Here is a 20520-nt window from a genome sequence, read left to right as displayed (position 1 = left end):
TATAACCTTGACAGCAGTATGTCAGGGTTATATGATAGAATATAAATTAACAAAGGATTGATATAATTGAAGATAGATAGAATAATCTCCATTATTATGATATTGCTTCAACGCAAAAAAATTAGCGCAGCTAAGCTTGCTGAAATGTTTGAAGTAACTCCCCGAACTATATATAGAGATATAGAAACAATAAATACAGCAGGTATACCTATAATTACTTACCCCGGAGTTAATGGTGGCATTGGAATTATGGAAGAATATAAAATCGATAAGAAACTTTTTACTACTTCCGATATCATAACTCTTTTAATGGGCCTTGGAAGTATCTCCGGAGCAATGACTAAAGACGAAATTACTAATACTCTTGTTAAAGTGAAAGCTTTAGTTCCAGATGAACAGATTAGAGATATTGAATTAAAATCAACACAAATTTCTATAGACCTTACCCCATGGATGGGAAACAAGAATTTGCAGCTCAACCTTGAAAAAATTAAAGAGGCACTTAATGAAAAAAGATTACTAACCTTTGAATATTACGACCGTGGTGGTAAAGGCAGCAACCGAAAAGTTGAGCCATATAGGCTGGTATTAAAGGAATCAAATTGGTATCTACAGGGTTACTGTGATTCCAGACAGGATTTCCGTATTTTTAAACTATCTCGTATTTCAGCCCTTAAGATTCTTGAGGATACATTTACGCCACGGGAATTTCATGGCAAGGCCTTAGGATCTTGGGACTATATAGAGAAAAACATTGTTACAATCAAGCTTTTAGTTGATGAATCCCTAAGAGATAGGATGATGGAATACTGCGGAGAAGAAAATATTCAGTCCTATGGAGATAGTAAATTAGTGGTGAACTTCCCCTTTGTGGAAGATGAATTTGGATATAATCTCTTGCTTAGTTTTGGTGATAAATGTAAATGTTTAGAGCCGACACGTGTACGAGAGGAGATTATTAGAAGGATTAAAGAGTTGTTAAGGATTTATAACTATCAGTAACATAAGAAGATTGCTGATTATATTGTTTTGATTTTTAGTAGATGCTCTACCATAAAAAATGCACCTCTAAATATTAGATTTCTATCTAACCCTGGAGGTGCACTTTATTTATTTTATAAGCTTTACAAAGCGCTTCTTTCCGATTTTCATCACATCGCTGCAAGTTAGTACTCTATCTGTATGACATGATGTCAGTTTTTCACCGTTTAACTGAACTCCATCCTGGGTTAACAATCTTATAAATTCACTTCTACTCTTTACAAAATCCATCTCCATCAGTTTAGGGATAACATCGAAAATAGTATCTTTTCCTGTTTCTATTAAGAGTTCTGGAATGTCATCAGGAATAGATTTTTTACTGAATGCTATATCATAATAGTTAACTGCTTTTGACACATCCTCTGGACTATGATAAAGTGATGTAATAATTTTAGCTAAGAGATATTTAATATCCTTAGGATTTGCACCATTATCTAGTTCTGTTTTGATTTTATCGATTTTATCAGGATGCTCATCAGTAGTTAACTCAAAATATTTAATAATAAGTTCATCAGGAACTTCCATAACCTTCTTAAACATTACCTCTGCAGGTTCGCCAACGCCGATATAATTACCAAGGCTTTTACTCATCTTTTCGACACCATCTAGGCCTTCAAGGATAGGCATAAAGATTGCAATTTGCTGCTCCTGACCTAATGTTTTCTGAAGGGTTCTGCCCATAAGAATATTAAAGGTTTGGTCTGTTCCACCTAATTCCATATCAGCTTTAAGTTCAACAGAATCATATGCCTGCATTAGAGGATAGAAAAATTCATGAATTCCTATTGGAATCTGATTTTCATATCTCTTTTGGAAATCATCTCGTTCTAAAATTCTGGCAACGGTAGTAGTAGCGGCTAACTTGATAACATCCTCAAAGTTAAGTTTAGAAAGCCATTCGCTATTAAAACGAACCTCTGTTTTTTCCGTATCAAGCACTTTAAAGATTTGCTGACAATAGGTTTTGGCATTTTCCTTTACCTGTTCATCAGTTAGAGCCACTCTGCCCTTAGACTTTCCTGTTGGATCACCAATTCTACCGGTGAAATCACCAATGATAATTACTGCACGGTGTCCTAAGTCCTGCATTTGTTTGATCTTACGGAGAACTACTGCATGCCCTAGATGAATATCCGGTGCCGAAGGGTCAAGTCCCAATTTGATAGTTAGAGGTTTGTTCTGCTCCAATGATTTTTCCAGTTTTGCAAGTAACTCTTCCTGGTTTACAAGGGTGTGTACCCCTTTGCAGATAATTCTCATCTGCTCCTTTGCTGTTAGCATATTTAACATCTCCCTGAAAATATTATTTTTAATATTAGCAAGGTCTATAAGAAGATAAAAGTAGGCAATAAAAAACTCGCCCCTTTAGAAAAAGGACGAGATAAAATTCGTGTTACCACCTTAAATTTATAAACAACTCACATTGCTTACCTTATCAAGTACGTCATCATAAGATGAGATACTTTATCACGATAACGGGTGAAGATGCTCCGTCGCAGCCTACTAAGAAAAACTATTCGGTGCGAAGCTCAAAGATGTATTCACAATCGCTAACCATGCACCTCTCATCATACGGTAACTTTCTGTTTGGTATACTGATTGCTACTAGTTCTTATCGCAGCTTTTATTTCTTATACTCCGAAATGTAGAATACCACAAATCTTCGTTATGCAGATATTAAATTATTGAAATTATACTCTATTGGTTGTAATAAGTCAATGGGGTAATAAAGAGATTCTACTAATTGATTTGGGTGTAAACTGTGACATAAATTTTTAAAAATAAATAAAAGTATGTTAGAATAAGCAGTATGAGTTTAAACTATTGAAAATCAATTGTAAGCAGGATTTTAAGAAAGGAACATTGGTAAAATATGAAACGAGAAAGACTAAATGAAATTGATATTTTGAGAGGAATAGCATTTATATTTGTTGTAGTACAGCATACCCTAGGGGGATTTTCTAATATTAAGGGACTTCCATACTCTAGCTATACAGTAATGAAGATTATGTATGTTATGGGTAAACCAGCAGTGCCTATGTTTTTGTTTATCAGTGCAGTAGCTCTTTTTTATGTAAGTTTCAACAACTTTGATTGGAAAAAGTATTATGCAAAAAGAATAAAATACATACTTATACCTTACGTTATATGGTCTGCAATAAATATGATTAAACTTGGGAATGAAGAGAGGTTTAAGGACTTTATAGTTCAGGTTATTGCAGGAAATGGAGCCTTTCATCTTTGGTATATGGGAATGGCCCTAGGACTATATCTTATATTTCCTATAATACTTTGGATTGCTAAAAGAATACATTCTTTAGATATTAAAATTAGGACAAGCATCTTTGTTCTATTACTATGTTTATATTATCAAATATCAAAGTATCAGTCAGTTATTTCTGATAACACAGCCAGGTTTATATTTGGAACGCCTACAGAAGTACAGCAGAGAATTATAAATATATCTATATTATTTTGGTTTATATACTTTGTATTAGGAGTGTACTTAGCTTTAAATTATGGGTATATTAAGAAAAAACTTGTAGAATTTAAGGTTGGTATATATGGAGCTTATGGACTGCTGTTTATATATGCTTATCTAAATGAGATAAATAAAGTGAAATATGTGAGAATACTATCCTTGTTATATATGATAGTTTCTATATTAGCATTTTACTTGATCTCGGTTAAACTTGTAGAAAAAGTTAAGGTTTATAAGTCAATGAAATTTATCGGTGATTATTCCTTTGCTTCATATATGGCACATGTTATTGTTATAAACTATGTTGCCAATGATATTATGATAAGATTCAATACTAGAAATTACCTTATAGTAGGAGTTTTAACCTTAATTATAACAGTAGTAGTAACCCCTGTTTTTATTAAGCTAATTAGTTTTATTCCTTTTTCAGAATATATAACCGGTAGCAAAGTGTCTCGTAAGAAATTCATTATAAAAGAAGAATACTCAAAAACAGCCTAGTGTTTACATAAGTTGTACATCATAATTAAAGGGAATGGATTATTAATTATTCAACTACCCTATAATAATATCTCAGGATTTGGAAAGAAAACTAATGAGAAATAATGGATATACATTCCGTTAATAATGTATAATATTAGTATAAGCTTAAAGATTATTCCAATTAGATAATAAGGGGTAGTAAAAGGCAGGTGAGATGGGATGGTTAATAGTAATATATCACTAGACTTAGGATCTGGTATTAAGATAAAGGGATTAAAATTTACTATAGATGGATACATAGTATTTAGAGATTCCGATGGTGCAACATGGACTGAATATAAACTGAAAAGTAAAGAAAATTTTCAAATACGATGGTTAATTGTTGACAAATTAAATAACCAGTATGCTGTTTATAGCGAAGAGCCCTACAGCAAAGGGTTTCTAGAAGAGAATATTAAAAGTAAGGAATATAAAGAAATAGAAAATAAGTCAGCGAAGGTAGAAGACTATAGAGGAAATGTAGATGTAGATTTAGGGGAAGAAGTATTTTACAAGGAGTACGAGGATATTACAGAAACACTGTTAATATCAGTAGAGAATTGGGGCGGACAGCAGGAGTTTTCAAAGGGGTATTATATAAAGGAAAGAGATATTGAGAAACTAGAAGAAGAACCTATTAATAAGTATAACCCGTCTATACTAAACAGTACTAAGAAAAACAAAATAGATGTAAAGCTTGTATTTATGACGATTTTTGCTCTTATAACAATAATATTAACTCTAAGGTCCTGTGTGTTAAACAACAAGGATAACAGACTATCTAAGTTTATAGCTTCAAACAGTGACTTTAAATATGAGACTTCTATAACTTCGGATTTAGACCAAAGTAAAAAGGCTGATGTGTACTCTGGAAATATGACAGTAGAGGAAGCAGCTAAGCTAATTATATCTGGTCTAGAAGGAAACATAGAGGACGTCCAAGAAAATCAAGAGGATGGTACAGTAGGGTTATTAACAAAGGATGAAATGGCATTAGTTTATACAAGTAAGGACTCAAAGACATTGATACAGGTTAGTTCAAGAGAATATGTTTATTCTAGTAGAACTACAGTGTATAGTGGGAGCAGCAGCACAAATAACTACTACAGAAGCTACTATTATAACAGAGGCTACAGCCAAGATCAAAGCAGGTATAAGGATTTAAAAAATGGCTATAGTGATTACAAGAGTGGTAATTCCTCACCAGATAACAGCAGTAGTAATTACAAGAGTGGTAATTTCTCACCAAGTAGTAGCAGTAGTGATTATAAGAGTGGTAATTTCTCACCAAGTAGTAGCAATAGTGATTACAAAAGCGGAAACTTTTCACCGAGCAGCAGCAATAAATATAAAATATATTCTGACAGCATAAGACAGAGCAGTGTAAACTCTAGGTCATCATCAGGTGATGGAATTAGTTCAGGTAAATAAAGAAAGGGGGGTTATAAATGCATGATATACTAAATACTATAATGTACTGTGGAATAGGAATAGTTTTAATGAGTTTGGGAACTTTTCTAGTGGATGTAGTTATACCTTGCCATTTCCCAACAGAAATAAAAAATAAAAATGTGGCAGTAGGCTATATAACAGCAGGCATATATATTGGAGTGGGAATAATTCTAAAGGGGGCAATAATGTCTCCGGTAATAGGAACTTCAACGGCTACTTTATTAGAAGGAATAATGGGTACAATGATATATTTCTTTCTTGGAATTGCTGCCTGTATCCTAGGATATTTAGCTATGCTGGCAATGAATAAGAAATACAACCTAAATAAGGAGATAGCAGATGGAAATCCTGCGGCAGGGTTGATGGTTATGGGATTGTTTATAGGGTTGTCAATAGTAATAAGTGGTGCTATTTATTAGAAAAATTATAGTGGTTTTAAAGAATTTCATATATAAATAGACATATAGAAATTTAAATTCTTAAAGCGCCTCTATATCCTAAAAACTCGGACATATTTAACTAAATATCAGAGGGTGCAGGTGATACAAGTGAATGAAGTTAAAAAGTTCAATTATAAATTACTAATGTTAACAACCTTAATAATTTCAGGCTGCTCCATTATTTATGAGTTATTGATTAGTTCCGTTAGTTCATTTTTAGTAGGAGACAGTATAAAACAATTTTCCATAACTATAGGTCTATACATGAGTGCCATGGGGCTTGGTTCGTATCTGTCTAAACATATTAAAAACAGACTTTTTGATTGGTTTGTTGTTGTAGAAATAGCTGTAGGAGTGTTGGGAGGGATAAGTACCTTGGTGCTATTCCTCTCAAATATTTATATTAAAAGCTATGAATTAATAATGTACCTAGAGATAATTGGTATAGGCACCTTGGTAGGACTTGAGATACCCTTGTTAACCAGAGTTATAGAAGATAACACAAAAAACTTGAGGGTGACCTTGTCTACTATATTTAGTTTCGACTATATAGGAGCATTAATAGGCTCCATAGCCTTTCCGTTAGTACTTCTTCCCAAGTTTGGATACTTTACTACTGCTTTTTTGATAGGAGCTTTAAATATAGTAGTTTCTCTTGTTATAATTTATGGCTATAAAGAATATATTAAAAACTTAAAAAGTTTTAAAATAATCTCTATAGTATTATTCATATTAATGTTTATCGGAACAATTTTTTCTGATAGTATAGCCAGCTCTATAGAAGGAAAGCTCTATAGAGACAAGATAATTTTATCCAAGCAAACGAAGTATCAAAATATTGTAGTTACAAAACACAAGGATGATTTGCGGTTGTTTATAAACGGCAATATACAGTTCTCCGCCAGTGATGAATATAGATATCACGAGACCTTGGTACATATACCAATGAATGTGGCTAAGAAAACAGAAAAGGTTCTTGTATTAGGCGGTGGAGATGGTCTTGCTGTTAGAGAGATATTGAAATATCCACAGGTTAAAAAAATCACCTTAGTGGATTTAGACAAGGAAATGGTACAGCTAAGCAGTACAAATCCCCATATTGTAAAACTAAATAACCAATCCTTAAGTGATAAAAAGGTAGAGCTTGTATATAATGATGCTTTTAAGTTTGTGGAAGGGAATAAAGAAATCTATGATGTAATAATAGTAGATTTACCAGATCCGAATAATGAAAGCTTAAACAAACTGTATACTAGTGTATTTTATAGATTATGTGGTAATAATTTAGCTAAGACAGGGGCTATGTCGGTACAATCAACAAGTCCATACTATGCAAGACAAGCGTATTGGTGTATAAATAAGACTATTGAAGAGGAAGGTTTTAATGTAATTCCTTACCACGTAGAGGTCCCAACCTTTGGGGATTGGGGCTTTCAGTTGGTAACAAAAGTACCCGTAGATGTTGAAAATATTAAATTAGGTGTAGAGACAAAGTTTTTGAATAGTGAAACTGTAGATAGATTATTTAAGTTTAGTAAGGATGAAATGGTGGATAAGAAAGATATAATGACAAATACCTTAGTAAGACCTCAGCTTTTAAGATATTATTTAGAGGCTGTAAATGTATGGAGATAAATAAAAAATAGTAGCATCCATTTGCGTTGGAGGAGCTACTATTTTTTTATAAGTGCCAGAATAAATGTTAACAATACTAGTAGAAACAAACCTGCTTATTAAATATATATAATATTTATGATTTTACAGATACTCCTCACTTAACTTCATAAACTTATTAATATCTTCTTCCATAATTCTTAAGGAACTTCTCCAGAACTCTATGTTCTTAATATTAATATTCATAAGCTTAGCCACATCTGCAAGGTTCATTTTCCCTGTAGCTTTTAAAAGCTTATCATAATCCGCTATAAAGGCCTCTCCTCTTTTTAAGTATTCTGCATACAGACCTTTAGCAAATAACAATCCAAAAGCATAAGGGAAGTTATAGAAATTATAGTCTGCATCATAGTAATGAGGCTTACATATCCACATATAAGGATGGAGATACTTTTCATCAAGACCATCACCATAAGTATATTTTTGAGCTTCTATCATAATTTCATTTAACTCTGAAGGAGATAAGGAACTGATTTCCCTTCTCTTAAATACTTCACTTTCAAAGTAGAATCGGCTGTATATATCTACAATTATTTGAGCGTAGTCACCTATTTCGCTTTCTAATATGGTAAAGGCTTCTTCTTTCGAAGCATTTTTAACTGCAGCCTTTTTAACTATAGTTTCACAAAAGGTTGAAGCAGTCTCTGCAATAGGCATTGGATAATCGCTGTTTAGAATAGCTTCATCCTTTAAGCATTCGCCGTGATATCCGTGTCCAAGCTCATGAGCAAGGGTAATTACATCATCAAATTTATCTCCATAGTTAAGCATAATTCTGCTTTCACCTATGCTGTGAAGATTAGAGCAGAAGGCACCGCCTACCTTACCTTCTTTAGGTTTTACATCAATCCAGTTATTATCAAAAGCTTTTTTAGCATAGTCAGCGAGCTTAGTGCTAAAGGTTTTAAAGTTTTCATAGACAAATTCCTTACCTTTTTCATAAGGGAATTCCATATTTGATTTACCTATTGGGGCAAAGATATCGTAGAAAGGAAGTCCGTTATTTTTCTGAAGCAGCTCCCCTTTTCTTTTAAAGTATTTTCTAAAGCTAGGAAGGCTCTCCTTCATAGCAGCAAGCATTGCGTCTAGAGTTTCTTCATCCATTTTGGAATTTATTAGTGCTTCTTCTAGGGGAGATTTATAGCCTCTAAGCTTTGATGTTGTTATGACTTCTCCCTTTATTCCATTTAAGCAGGCAGCTACAGCTTCTTCTATTTTTTTATAAGAATCTAGTTCTGCTTCATAAGCCTTCTTTCTTGTTTCCTCATCCTTTTCGTAGGCCATGTTTCTTATAACTGTAAGTGGCAGCTGTTTTTTCTCTCCATTAAGCTCTATATCAACTTTTACTGAGGAAGTTAGCAGGTCTCTTAGTTTTGCCCAAGAGCTAGAGCCGGTGTTTTTCATTTTAGCAATTACAGCCTCTTCTTTATCACTTAAAACATGTTTACTATTTAATTGTATTTCCTTTAAATAAAAGGAGTGTTCCTTAAGTAAAGTAGAATGTTCTATAAGGTTATTTAGGTTGTTTGTATTTCCAATCCACTTTTTAATTTTTGCATCAGCTTCTGCAAGAGAGGCGTACTTTTGCTCTAATATTTCAAGGTTTTTTAATGCTGCGTTGTTGTTAGTTTCAACACTTAAGTTCAGCTGACAAAAGGCAAAAAGCCTGCTAAATAAATCCTCCAGTTGGCTTTTTAGCCTTATAAATTCTTCAAGATTTTTTATAAAGTTATCACAGTCTTTAGTGGAAGTTTCTACCCACTGGATGAAATTTTGTATAGAATTATCACATTCCCTTAAGTCCTCTTTAAAATTTTTACTTTCAAAGGATTCGTAAAGTTCCTTTAAAGACCAATTTAAGTTCATAGAAGTACCTGATTTCTAAAACTATGACAAACTGAATTTTTCATAGTTTTTCGTTCTATTAATCAAATAGAACGGTAGTATCACAGGATTCAACTACTAGGATTAAGACAACCATCTTAAAATCTCGCTTTACATTAAAGTAATGCCTTAAGCCTTCTTTAAGGAAACTCCTTTTCGTTCCTCAAAGGAGTACTCGAAGAGCAAGCGACCACTATAAAATCTATGATTTTGAGTGTCTGCTTAACCGATTCGCACAAAATCATAGATTTTGGCTCTCTGCTTAAGTACTGCAAGATTATGGGTGTTACCCATTCCTCAAATATATTATTCCACCAGAGCCTTTCCTTCTAGGTGTACTCTGGCAGTTCTTATACCTTAAAGGTTGAGATTTATGCTATTCCTAATATTTGTTTCCTATTCACTATCCAAGAATCAGGATTTTCACCTACCTTTCTCTTTATAATTTTATTTATATAATTCCATTTACTCCATTCATTCTTTTGATTAAATAACTCAATGTTATCTATAAGTTTATCTTTTAATATCCTAGGTATTCTTTCTTTAAACTTATAACTTCGTCTAGCTATTACCATGGCAGCACCATTATGGACTTCCATTCCATATTGATGGCAATATTTATATAATCCTATTTTACTTGTATACTGTGGTTTTATTTTAAGTAATTCTATGCCCTCTTTATAACAAGATGTTTCAATCATTGTCAGCAGTTTTGAGTATATAAATCCATGCTTTACTCTTGCGAATTTACGTTGAACATCTTTATCATTTTTGAATTTTAAGTTCTCAATAACTAACCCACAATTATAAGCTTTAGCTATTAAAACAGCTTTCTTAACTAATTCACCACATAAGTTTAATCTTCTATTACTTCTAGCATATAATAGTTCATGTTGTTTCAAGTAAGTATGCCATTTGTAGTTACCTTTGTTATCTATCATAGTTAAGGCAATACTATCTGGATTGGTATCTATACCTATAAGGCCATTATGTCCTGTATATACTTCATCTGATTTTGCTAATCCAAAGGTTATATGGCAATAATATTTGTCTTTTTTCTTAATCATTTCTACTTGATAAGCTTCACCAGTAGCCAAATGATTTAAAAATAGGCTTCTATAATCAGTTCCATTTACCTTACCAGTTTTTTTAGACAACTTTTGTGGCAAATATATAGGAACTTCTATTTTTACTGCTCTATTATTTTTAATTTTTTCAAGGGTAGATATCTGTAGATAACTCATGCCATTATTTATTATTACTCTTAAATTTGGATTACCCTTTTTAGTTTTATCTCCTCTTGAGTATATACGATTATTTCTGCAAGCTTTCCATTCTTCATTAGATATTAGACCCTTGCACCTTTTTAAAAACATTTGTTTAGTTCCAAAAACTACAGGTGGAATAGCATTAGTATGGATGAATTCCTTAAAATAATTAGCTTTTCTTTGTCTTCTATCTAACTTTTTAAGCAAAGAAGTTCGTTTCTTTTCTGATAGACTTTTCTTCCTATCCTTTAAAATATTTTCGATTTTAGTAATCTTTTTAACGTAATTTTCATAATTCATTTTTACTAATTCTTTTTGTGAAACAATAGTTTGCCTTGCACTTTCTACTGCATCTTTTGCCTGTCTTATATTAAGATTAAATTTAAAGGCTACATCTTTTTCTAAATCTCCAATTTTATGACCTTGTAATATTCTCTTAAAAGAGTATCTTATAGCAGTAGAAAATACCAACATCATATTATCTATAATTTTAATTTGATTCTTTGTTTGATTTATCAACAGTGCTTTTATTGTTAGTTTCAATAATTTATCACTTACTTTCCTTTAAATCTCTAATATTCATTTTTATATATTATCAATACTAATGTAATTACTATTTTATCCATTTTAACATAATAATTATTCTGATTCCTAGCGGCATTAATACTGTTTTATTAGAAACATATTTTTAGAAATAAGGTTTTATAAGATACTTGTATTGTATGATTTTTAAAGAAGTACCACAAGAAATAGATTTGACACATGGCAGTTAACTGCTACGCAGCATTATTAAAGTCATCATCTTAAACTATATTAAACGAATAATAATATTAGGGTTAATCTATCAGCTTAAGTCATACTTTGTCATATTTATTAACAACTGTTGCTACCTCCTGATAAAATTAATATCTTTAGTATTAATAAATTCTGTGGCAAATAAATGAAAAAATATTGTTATATATTTTTCTATGGAATATTTTCGACAGTTAAGATAAAATAATATATAATAGATTTTTTTGGAGGAAAATATGAGCGAGAAGATAAGTAAATTTGTACCGGAAATAAAAGGAACTCTTAGAGACAAAATAATAGTTGTTCCAGAAGCTATAAGAGCTGCAAGCGGCATTAAGGTTTTTGGAAAGAGATTAAAGTCTTTTCTATTTACCACAGATGTTGCTGTTATAAAAAACACTAACGCAGATGCCATAATGGCTGTATACCCATTCACTCCGCAACCGGTAATTACAGAAGTTTTAGTAGCTGCTTCTGATGTACCTATTTTTTGTGGCGTAGGTGGTGGACTTACTATGGGAAAAAGAGTTGTTAACTTAGCTCTTGATGCTGAGTTCAAGGGTGCTATGGGAGTGGTAGTAAATGCACCTACATCTAATGAGGTTATAGAAGCAGTGAGGGATACTATAGATATTCCTATTATAGTTACAGTAGCATCTGAAAAAGAAGACTTTGAGAAAAGAATAAAGGCAGGAGCTACAATATTTAATGTATCTGCAGGTAGTAAAACTCCAGAGATTATCAGAAAGATAAGAAGGGATCATCCTAACTTTCCAATAATGGCTACTGGAGGAAAAACTGAAGAAAGTATAAAAGAAACAATTGAAGCAGGAGCTAATGCGATTTCATATACACCGCCAACAACTGCTGAGTTATTTAAAGAAATAATGATTAGATATAGAAGTAATGGATAATGGAGAATGAAGAGTTTAAACCTTCATTCTCCATTTTTTTAGAAGGCTGCTTGAATTAGCAGCATTACAGCTGAGAAGACTGCGATATAACCCATTAGCGGCATTATAAATTTCAGCCACTTGTCGTAAGTTACATCAACCATGGCTAAGGTAGCAAGGATAAGTCCAGTAGGAGTTATAAATGCTATTAATCCTTGTCCATATTGATATGCACTTACAATAACATCTCTATTCAAACCAACAGCGTCAGCAAGAGGAGCCATAATTGGCATAGATAGCACTGCAAGGCCTGATGAAGATGGAATAAAGAAGCCAAGAATTATGAATATTAATAGCATCACAATGACGAATATACTTTTGTTCATTCCTTGAACTGATCCTGATGCTGCGTTAAGGATTGAATCGGAGATTAAACCGTTTTCCATTATTAGGTTAATTGCTCTTGCAACTCCTACAACTAGTGCAACACTTACTAAATCAGCAGCACCGGCAACAAATTTATTGACAAATTCCTTTTCTCCTAGTCCAGAGAGTACTCCAAGGATTATTCCAACAGCTAAGAATAATGCAGTCATTTCAGTAAACCACCATTCTTGAGAGGAAACACCCCAAATCATCACTGCAAAGGCACCGCCAAATATTAAGAGCATTAGTTTACGTCTAAAAGTAAATTCAGGGATTTCCTTATTAGTATGATCTTGCAAAAATCTTTCTTCCAGTTCTTCCTTTTGATCATATATTAGTGATTTAGTTGGATCCTTCTTAATTTTCTTACCATAATTAACTATGTAGATAATAGTTATTATTGTTGCAATAACTAAGCCTATTGTTCTCATTGTAAGTCCTTCGGTAAAGGTTATTCCTGCCGCATTTGAACCGATAACTGATGAGAAAGGACTTACTGTAGCGAACATTGTACCTATGGAAGACCCCATATAAAGGGCAGCTATACAGACAATGGCATCATAGCCTGCTGCCATAAAGACAGGTACTAGTATTGGATAGAGGGCAATGGTTTCTTCTGCCAAGCCAAAGGTTGTACCTCCTAAAGCTATTAATACCGTTATAATAACGATTAATAGAAATTCCTTACCTTTTGTAGCACGGGAGAGGCTTGCAATACCAGCATCAAAAGCTCCGCTGTTATTTAATACACCAATACATCCACCTATAATAAATACAAACAAAATAATATCCACTGTGTCATAAACACCTTTTAGTGGAGCTTGTAGTACATCTATTGGGCCTTGAGGGTTTTGGGCTACCTTTTCATAGGTTCCTGGAATCGCTACAGGCTTACTGATGCTTCCGTCCTCAAATTTTTGCAAATCGACTTTAATTCCAAGTTTATCTAAAGTTCCTTGCTTGCTTGGCATTTCATCTACAGAACCATCTGGTTTTGTTACTGTGAAAACCTTTTTATCTGTATCATACTTTAATTTTGAATAGGAACCAGCTGGCACTATGTAGGTAAGAATAGCTGCCAAAATTAAAACTATAAATAGTACAGTAAAGGCTGTAGGAAAGCCTCTTTTCTTTTTACTCATAATAATTTTCCTCCTAAAATTTAATGATATTGTTTTACATTATATAACTTTTGTGGTTAATTTTCAATAATACTAATTTAAAATGCTAAAAAAGGCAAATAATTGTATTTTTATACAAAAAAATGATGAAAATTGAATATATTAAAATTGGTGATAACAACTTCAATATATATAATGGTTTTTTATGATATTTTTATATTTTTAACCATTATTGTTTAAACATATTTGCAATAATAATCTCATTTTTATACTTTTAAAAATTTTATATTTATACTAATTGATTAGTAAACTTTTTTAAGTAATATGCATAATAATGTATAGAAGACATTTAGAAGATTCCTTTCTGTGTCTAAGTGTAGCTCTCTGTCAGAAGTGATTGCATATCAGTTGATTCAATAACATGTTAAACTAACAGATAAAAAGGTGCATAAAAAAACGAATAAAAATTATAAAAATGTATTGAATAAATATAATATATGTTGTATAATTATTTACAACATAAGAATTAAATTTTGCACTTATTATTTTGAACTTTAAGGGGAAGGGTCGTGAGAATTGTGGAAATAGAAGTAGTTAAAAATACATTACCTATTCTGTTAAAAGGATGTGTAATGACCGTAGAGCTTACTGTTATTACTTTAATTATGGGAACCATATTAGGAGTGTTCCTTGCACTTTTAAAGCTTGCGAAGAATCCAGTATTAAGATGGATATCAAGCTTTTATACATGGATTTTTAGGGGAACACCACTGTTATTACAATTATTCTTTTTCTACTATGGACTACCTTTTATAGGAGTTAAGTTAACGCCCTTTCAGGCAGCAGTTATTGGACTAGGTTTAAATTGCGCTGCATATATGGGGGAGATAATAAGAGGTGGAATTCAGTCTATAGACAAAGGACAGTTTGAAGCAGCCAAGGCTTTAGGTTTTACTTATGGTGATACTATGAAGAGAATAATATTACCACAGACATTTAAGGTAATAATACCACCAGTAGGGAATGAGTTTATTGCAATGCTTAAGGATACCTCCTTGGTATCAACTATAGCTATGGTAGAACTGATGAGGTCTGCCCAACAAATGTATGCAACTACCTTTAAGCCTATAGAGGTATTTTTAACAGCTGGTTTATTATATCTTATTATGACAACAATATTTACAGCAGTTTTCTCATTCTTTGAAAGAAAATTGGCGGTCTACTAGAAATATATCTAATTATTATAGATAGCAAAGAGAATTTAAATATAGATAAGTGATACATCTTATTTTAATAAGGGGGAAGAGATTTATGGAAGGTGCATTACAAAATAATTGTATAGATTTTTCACCTAAGAGTTATATGATAGAGGCTACTAATTTAACTAAAAAATTTAATGATCTTACAGTTTTTGAAGGCTTAAACGTAAAGGTTAAAAAAGGTGAGGTTTTGGTTGTTATTGGACCATCAGGTTCAGGTAAGAGTACTTTCCTAAGATGTCTAAACCATCTAGAGGAAATTAGTGGTGGTAAGGTAGTTATTGAGGGAGAAGAACTTAATCCAAAGGATAAGAAATCAATAAGAAATATTACCACTAAGATGGGAATGGTTTTCCAAAACTTTAATCTGTTCCCTCACATGACAGCAATTCAAAATGTAGCAGAGGCGCCAGTTGTGGTTAAAAAAGAAAATAAAGGTGAGGTATTAGAAAGAGCTAAAAAGCTTTTAACTAAGGTTGGCCTTGAGGATAAAGTAGATTATTATCCATCAAAACTTTCTGGAGGACAAAAACAAAGAGTTGCTATAGCAAGAGCACTTGCTATGAATCCAGATATAATGCTCTTCGATGAACCTACATCAGCACTAGACCCTGAGCTTGTTGGAGAAGTTTTAAATGTAATGAAGGACCTAGCGAAAGAAGGAATGACTATGGTAGTTGTTACTCATGAAATGGGTTTTGCAAAAGAGGTAGCTGACAGAGTTATATTTATGGATGGAGGAAAGATTGTTGAACAAGGAAATCCTGAGCAAATTTTTTCCTATCCAAGAGAAGCAAGAACAAAGGCATTTTTAGAGAAGGTTTTATAATAAGAAGTTTATAACACTTACAAGTGAGTTATATTTGACAAATTAATTATAAAATAATTGGAATTAAGGAAGAGATACTCTTCCCCTTCCAATTAGAAATTGGGGGTAATAGTAATGAAAGATAAAGTTGTTTTAGCATACTCAGGAGGATTAGATACATCAATAATAATTCCGTGGCTAAAGGAAAATTATGATTTAGAGGTTATAGCAGCTTGCGTAAATGTAGGACAAGAAGACAACATGGAAGAGGTTAGAGCAAAGGCTTTAAAAACTGGGGCTTCTAAAATATATATAGAAGAAGTAGTAGAAGAATTTGTAACTGATTATATATTCAAAGGCATAAAAGCTGGTGCAGTCTATGAAGAAAAATATTTACTTGGAACTTCTTTTGCAAGACCATTAATTGCAAAAAAGTTAGTTGAAATAGCACATGCTGAAGGAGCTAAATACATAGCTCACGGAGCTACAGGAAAAGGAAACGACCAAGTACGTTTTGAACTTGGCATAGCAGCCTTTGACCCTACAATAAAGGTAATTGCACCTTGGAGAATATGGGACATAGAGTCAAGAGAAGATGCTATAGACTATGCTAAGGCTAAGGGAGTAGACATACCTGTAACTAAGGCAAAGATATATTCAAGAGATCAAAATTTATGGCATTTAAGTCATGAAGGTGGAGAACTTGAGTTGCCGCAAAATGAGCATAATCAGGGTATGTATCTTATGACAACTCCTCCTGAAAAAGCAAAGGATGAAGTTAGTTATGTAGAAGTATACTTTGAACAAGGAATTCCTACAAAGCTAAATGGAGAAAAGATAGCTCCAGTAGCATTAATAGAGAACTTGAATAAAATTGGCGGAGAAAATGGAATAGGAATAATTGATATAATAGAAAACAGACTAGTAGGAATGAAATCAAGAGGAGTTTATGAAACTCCAGGTGGAACAATTCTTTATGAGGCACACAGAAACCTTGAAAGACTAACTCTTGATAAGCAGACCTTCCACTTTAAACAAATAGTAGCACAGAAATATGGAGAATTAGTATATGATGGATTATGGTTTACACCATTAAAAGAAGCATTAGATGCTTTTGTAGATTCCACTCAGAAAAATGTAACTGGTTCAGTAAAATTAAAGCTATATAAAGGTAATGTAATGATAGCAGGTATAGACACACCATATGCTCTTTACGACGAACATATATCTTCCTTTGGTGCAAGCTCCTATAGTCACAAAGATGCAGAAGGTTTCATAAATCTATTTGGACTTCCATTAAAGATTAAAGCTATGATGGAAAGAAGTAAGGAAGATTAATCATGAAGCTTTGGGGCGGAAGATTTAAAAAGGCTGAAAATAAGCTTATGGAGGACTTTAATAGTTCTCTAAGCTTTGATAGCACTCTTTATTATGAAGATATACAAGGGAGTATAGCACATGTTAAGATGCTTACTAAGTGTAGTATTTTAACAGAGGAAGAATGTGAAACTATAATAAATGGCTTAAATTCAATACTTTCAGATATAGAAGAAGAAAATCTCTTAATAGAGGGAGATTATGAGGATATACACAGCTTTGTGGAAACAAATCTAATAGAAAGAATTGGTCAGGTGGGCAAAAAGCTTCATACAGCTAGAAGCAGAAATGATCAGGTAGCAGTAGATTTAAGGCTCTATGCTAAGAAGAAGGCCTTTGAAGTAGTGGATAATATAGAAAATCTACAACAGGTGATAGTAAAGCTTGGTGAAGAAAATAATTTTTTAATGCCGGGATACACTCATCTTCAAAGGGCACAGGTGGTAACCTTTAAACATCATATAATGGCTTATCATAATATGCTTTTAAGAGATAAAAAGAGAGTATTAAATGCCATAGAAATACTAGATGAAAGTCCACTAGGCTGCTGTGCACTAGCTGGAACAACCTATAATACAGATAGAAGTTTTACAGCCAAGGAATTAGGCTTTAAAAAACCTGTAGACAACTTTTTAGACGGAGTAAGTGATAGGGACTATGTTATAGAATTATTGTCCTGTTTTTCAATAATAATGATGCATTTAAGCCGCCTAAGCGAGGAGTTAATTCTTTGGAGTACAAAGGAATTTGATTTTATTCAAATAGATGATGAATTTTCAACAGGAAGCAGCATTATGCCTCAAAAGAAAAATCCAGATGCTGCAGAGCTTATAAGAGGTAAAACTGGGAGAGTATACGGGGGGCTCATGTCCCTGCTGACAACTATGAAAGGCATTCCCCTTGCCTACAACAAGGATATGCAGGAAGACAAAGAACAGTTCTTTAACTCTTTAGACACAGTTTTAAGCTGTTTGAAGATAATGAGTGGTATGCTCTCCTCTTTAAAAATAAAGAAAGAAAATACTTTCAATGCTGTTAAAAAAGGTTTCTTAAATGCTACAGAAGCGGCAGATTATTTAGTAAATAAAGGTATGCCTTTTAGGGATGCACATAAGGTAATAGGGGAAATAGTGCTTTATTGTGAGGAAAAGGATAAGGCTATAGAGGATATATCCTTAGATGAGCTGAAGAACTTTAGTGGGTTCTTTGGAGAAGATGTTTATGAATTTATTGATTATAACAATACCTTAGGGAGAGGAATAAAGAAAGAACTTAAGTAGCTGCTGGAAAAGAAAATTCAACTTCAGCAAAAAAGAGGAAAACCATCTTGGTGATTTTCCTCTTTTTATTTTCTAGTAAAAGACTATTTAACTTCGCCTCTATCATTATTTCTGTTTCTTCCAAAGAATGAAAGTGCGTATAATCCTGCTATACCAACAAGAGCATAAATAATTCTACTAAATGCTGACATTGTACCAAATATTGAATCCACTAAATTGAAATTAAAGAATCCTATTAGTCCCCAGTTGATAGCACCTATTACAACTAGTATTAGTGCGATAGCATCTAATGTTCTCATACAAACATCTCCTTTATTTTTTTATACAGAAATATTATTTGCATCTTTCAAAAAAATATAAGCAAAAAATAAAAAAAAAGGGAAAAAATTTCCCTAAATATTATTAAGTATCCAATATATTAATATCTATGTTTCTATCTATAGGTTGAAATAGAGATATAAAGGTATCTGTTCTTTGAATGCCATCTATAGATTGAATTTTATTCATAAGTAAATTTTGAAGGTCTGCTATATTTCTGCACACTACTTTTACAAATATGGAATATTCGCCAGTGGTATAGTGAAGTTCTACAATTTCTTTTACTAACTGTAATTGCTCTAAAGCTTCATTAAAGGATTTAGCCTTATCAAGATAAATACCTATAAAGCAGCATACATCATAACCTAGTTTTGAATTATCTATAATTAGTTTCGTTCCCTTTATGATTCCCATGTCCTCCATTTTTTTCATTCTAACATGGATAGTACCACCACTTACGTGGCATGTTCTAGCTATTTCAAGAAAGGGAATTCTTGAATCTTTAATAAGTATATCTAATATTTGAAGATCCAAATCATCTAAACCATGTACTTTTAAACCCATTTTATCACTCCTTGGTAACATTTGTAACATTTCTTTAATTAATATGCACGTATAATATAAATTTACTAATATTATACCAAAAATTTTTATTAATTTAATAAATTAAAACGTTATCAATAATATAGGATTGAACAAAAAACATTAAAAAGAGGTAAATATAAAGGATTTAACAATTATAATCAATATAATTTAATAATATTACAATAATATCGGTAAAAATATATATTTTAGAAAAATATCACCCATAAAAAGTGAAAGGAACTTAAAAATAGATAAATTTACAGGTATATCTTTATGCTGTGCAAACAGCTGATTCACATCGATTTAACAATTCAATTAAAAAGGTATTGATATAAAGGAAAAAGTATATAATAATAGAAGTAATATACATAATCTAAAGGGGGAAGACAAAATGCCATTGTGGTTAACGGTAGTTTTGCAAATTTTATTTTTTGTAGTGATCTTTTTGGTTGTATATAATCAACTAAAAATCCATCTTTTATCAAAGCTTCGTCCAAACAAGTGGTTGATACTAGCATTAGCTATAATATCCTTTTTCTTGCCAACGATAATAGCTTCTTACTATAATTACAATTTAAATGGTACAGTATGGCAGTACGTTCAATCTGCTGTATTTATAGTATTCTTTTTATGGTTCGTAGATTTAAGAAGTGGGGCTATATACAATACTGGAAACAGGAGAGCAAATAACAAACAAAAAGATATTAAAATAAAACCAAAGGCTAAACCAAACAGAGTAAAGAAGAAATAGGGATAATTCTTGGATAAGTAGAGCTTTAAATCTATATTATCCAAGTTTTTTAATTTTCTTGCTACTTTTTGAATCAAACTTTATTTTCATACAATAATGTCGAATAATAATTTTTAAAATAAAGATATTGACTAATTATGTTATAAA

17 protein-coding genes and 1 other annotated feature are annotated in these 20520 nt (G+C 32.1%); of the genes, 11 read left to right on the top strand and 6 right to left on the bottom strand.

What is annotated here, in order from left to right:
- Positions 1-66 precede the first annotated feature (66 nt).
- Positions 67-1002 (top strand): helix-turn-helix transcriptional regulator, encoded by a 936-nt coding sequence (locus P8V03_RS13075; RefSeq protein ID WP_318798436.1) that lies wholly within the window; start codon positions 67-69, stop codon positions 1000-1002.
- Positions 1003-1110: 108 nt separating this feature from the next.
- Here the strand turns inward: P8V03_RS13075 and tyrS are convergent, their stop codons facing one another.
- The gene (tyrS, locus tag P8V03_RS13070) at positions 1111-2322 is read right to left on the bottom strand and encodes a tyrosine--tRNA ligase (protein WP_318798435.1); all 1212 of its coding nucleotides are present in this window, start codon (positions 2320-2322) and stop codon (positions 1111-1113) included.
- 88 nt (positions 2323-2410) lie between these two features.
- Positions 2411-2669: a binding site (T-box leader), on the bottom strand.
- A 245-nt stretch (positions 2670-2914) separates the two neighbouring features.
- Here tyrS and P8V03_RS13065 point away from each other — a divergent pair.
- From P8V03_RS13065 to P8V03_RS13050, 4 genes are all read left to right on the top strand, one after another.
- Positions 2915-4024: an acyltransferase gene (locus P8V03_RS13065; protein ID WP_318798433.1), complete on the top strand. Its 1110-nt coding sequence runs from the start codon at positions 2915-2917 to the stop codon at positions 4022-4024.
- Positions 4025-4225: 201 nt separating this feature from the next.
- Positions 4226-5476 (top strand): DUF4178 domain-containing protein, encoded by a 1251-nt coding sequence (locus tag P8V03_RS13060; RefSeq protein WP_318798431.1) that lies wholly within the window; start codon positions 4226-4228, stop codon positions 5474-5476.
- 17 nt (positions 5477-5493) lie between these two features.
- Positions 5494-5916 (top strand): DUF350 domain-containing protein, encoded by a 423-nt coding sequence (locus tag P8V03_RS13055; RefSeq protein WP_318798430.1) that lies wholly within the window; start codon positions 5494-5496, stop codon positions 5914-5916.
- Positions 5917-6045: 129 nt separating this feature from the next.
- The gene (locus P8V03_RS13050) at positions 6046-7572 is read left to right on the top strand and encodes a polyamine aminopropyltransferase (protein WP_318798428.1); all 1527 of its coding nucleotides are present in this window, start codon (positions 6046-6048) and stop codon (positions 7570-7572) included.
- Positions 7573-7695: 123 nt separating this feature from the next.
- Here the strand turns inward: P8V03_RS13050 and P8V03_RS13045 are convergent, their stop codons facing one another.
- Both P8V03_RS13045 and P8V03_RS13040 read right to left on the bottom strand, forming a co-directional pair.
- On the bottom strand, positions 7696-9477 hold the full coding sequence (locus P8V03_RS13045) for a M3 family oligoendopeptidase (protein WP_318798427.1): 1782 nt from the start codon (positions 9475-9477) through the stop codon (positions 7696-7698).
- 389 nt (positions 9478-9866) lie between these two features.
- Complete coding sequence (locus tag P8V03_RS13040) at positions 9867-11306, bottom strand: IS200/IS605 family accessory protein TnpB-related protein (RefSeq protein WP_318798426.1); 1440 nt, start codon at positions 11304-11306, stop codon at positions 9867-9869.
- A 485-nt stretch (positions 11307-11791) separates the two neighbouring features.
- Between P8V03_RS13040 and P8V03_RS13035 the strand changes: the two genes are divergently transcribed.
- Complete coding sequence (locus P8V03_RS13035) at positions 11792-12469, top strand: beta/alpha barrel domain-containing protein (protein WP_318798425.1); 678 nt, start codon at positions 11792-11794, stop codon at positions 12467-12469.
- Between the two features lie 38 nt (positions 12470-12507).
- On the opposite strand, the gene P8V03_RS13030 is transcribed toward P8V03_RS13035, so the two are convergent.
- Complete coding sequence (locus tag P8V03_RS13030; protein ID WP_318798424.1) at positions 12508-14016, bottom strand: YfcC family protein; 1509 nt, start codon at positions 14014-14016, stop codon at positions 12508-12510.
- 557 nt (positions 14017-14573) lie between these two features.
- Here P8V03_RS13030 and P8V03_RS13025 point away from each other — a divergent pair.
- The 4 genes from P8V03_RS13025 (at position 14574) to argH (ending at position 18719) form a co-directional block, all read left to right on the top strand.
- Positions 14574-15221, top strand: a complete 648-nt coding sequence (locus tag P8V03_RS13025) for an amino acid ABC transporter permease (RefSeq protein ID WP_261672778.1) — start codon at positions 14574-14576, stop codon at positions 15219-15221.
- A gap of 85 nt (positions 15222-15306) precedes the next feature.
- Positions 15307-16083, top strand: a complete 777-nt coding sequence (locus tag P8V03_RS13020; protein WP_315903177.1) for an amino acid ABC transporter ATP-binding protein — start codon at positions 15307-15309, stop codon at positions 16081-16083.
- Between the two features lie 114 nt (positions 16084-16197).
- On the top strand, positions 16198-17400 hold the full coding sequence (locus tag P8V03_RS13015; protein WP_318798423.1) for an argininosuccinate synthase: 1203 nt from the start codon (positions 16198-16200) through the stop codon (positions 17398-17400).
- Positions 17401-17402: 2 nt separating this feature from the next.
- Positions 17403-18719, top strand: a complete 1317-nt coding sequence (argH, locus tag P8V03_RS13010) for an argininosuccinate lyase (RefSeq protein ID WP_318798422.1) — start codon at positions 17403-17405, stop codon at positions 18717-18719.
- Between the two features lie 83 nt (positions 18720-18802).
- Here the strand turns inward: argH and P8V03_RS13005 are convergent, their stop codons facing one another.
- Together P8V03_RS13005 and P8V03_RS13000 are read right to left on the bottom strand one after the other, a co-directional pair.
- Positions 18803-19018: a DUF378 domain-containing protein gene (locus tag P8V03_RS13005; protein ID WP_261672718.1), complete on the bottom strand. Its 216-nt coding sequence runs from the start codon at positions 19016-19018 to the stop codon at positions 18803-18805.
- Positions 19019-19121: 103 nt separating this feature from the next.
- Complete coding sequence (locus tag P8V03_RS13000) at positions 19122-19601, bottom strand: Lrp/AsnC ligand binding domain-containing protein (protein WP_261672719.1); 480 nt, start codon at positions 19599-19601, stop codon at positions 19122-19124.
- 412 nt (positions 19602-20013) lie between these two features.
- On the opposite strand from P8V03_RS13000, the gene P8V03_RS12995 reads away from it, so the two are divergent.
- On the top strand, positions 20014-20373 hold the full coding sequence (locus tag P8V03_RS12995; RefSeq protein WP_318798421.1) for a hypothetical protein: 360 nt from the start codon (positions 20014-20016) through the stop codon (positions 20371-20373).
- Positions 20374-20520 lie beyond the last annotated feature (147 nt).

Origin of the sequence: Clostridium tanneri (assembly GCF_033659955.1) — a bacterium.
GTDB classification, from domain to species: Bacteria; Bacillota; Clostridia; order Clostridiales; family Clostridiaceae; genus Clostridium_AM; species Clostridium_AM tanneri.
The sequence above is the reverse complement of the archived record's forward strand: the minus strand, read 5'-3'. Positions and strand labels throughout refer to the sequence as shown.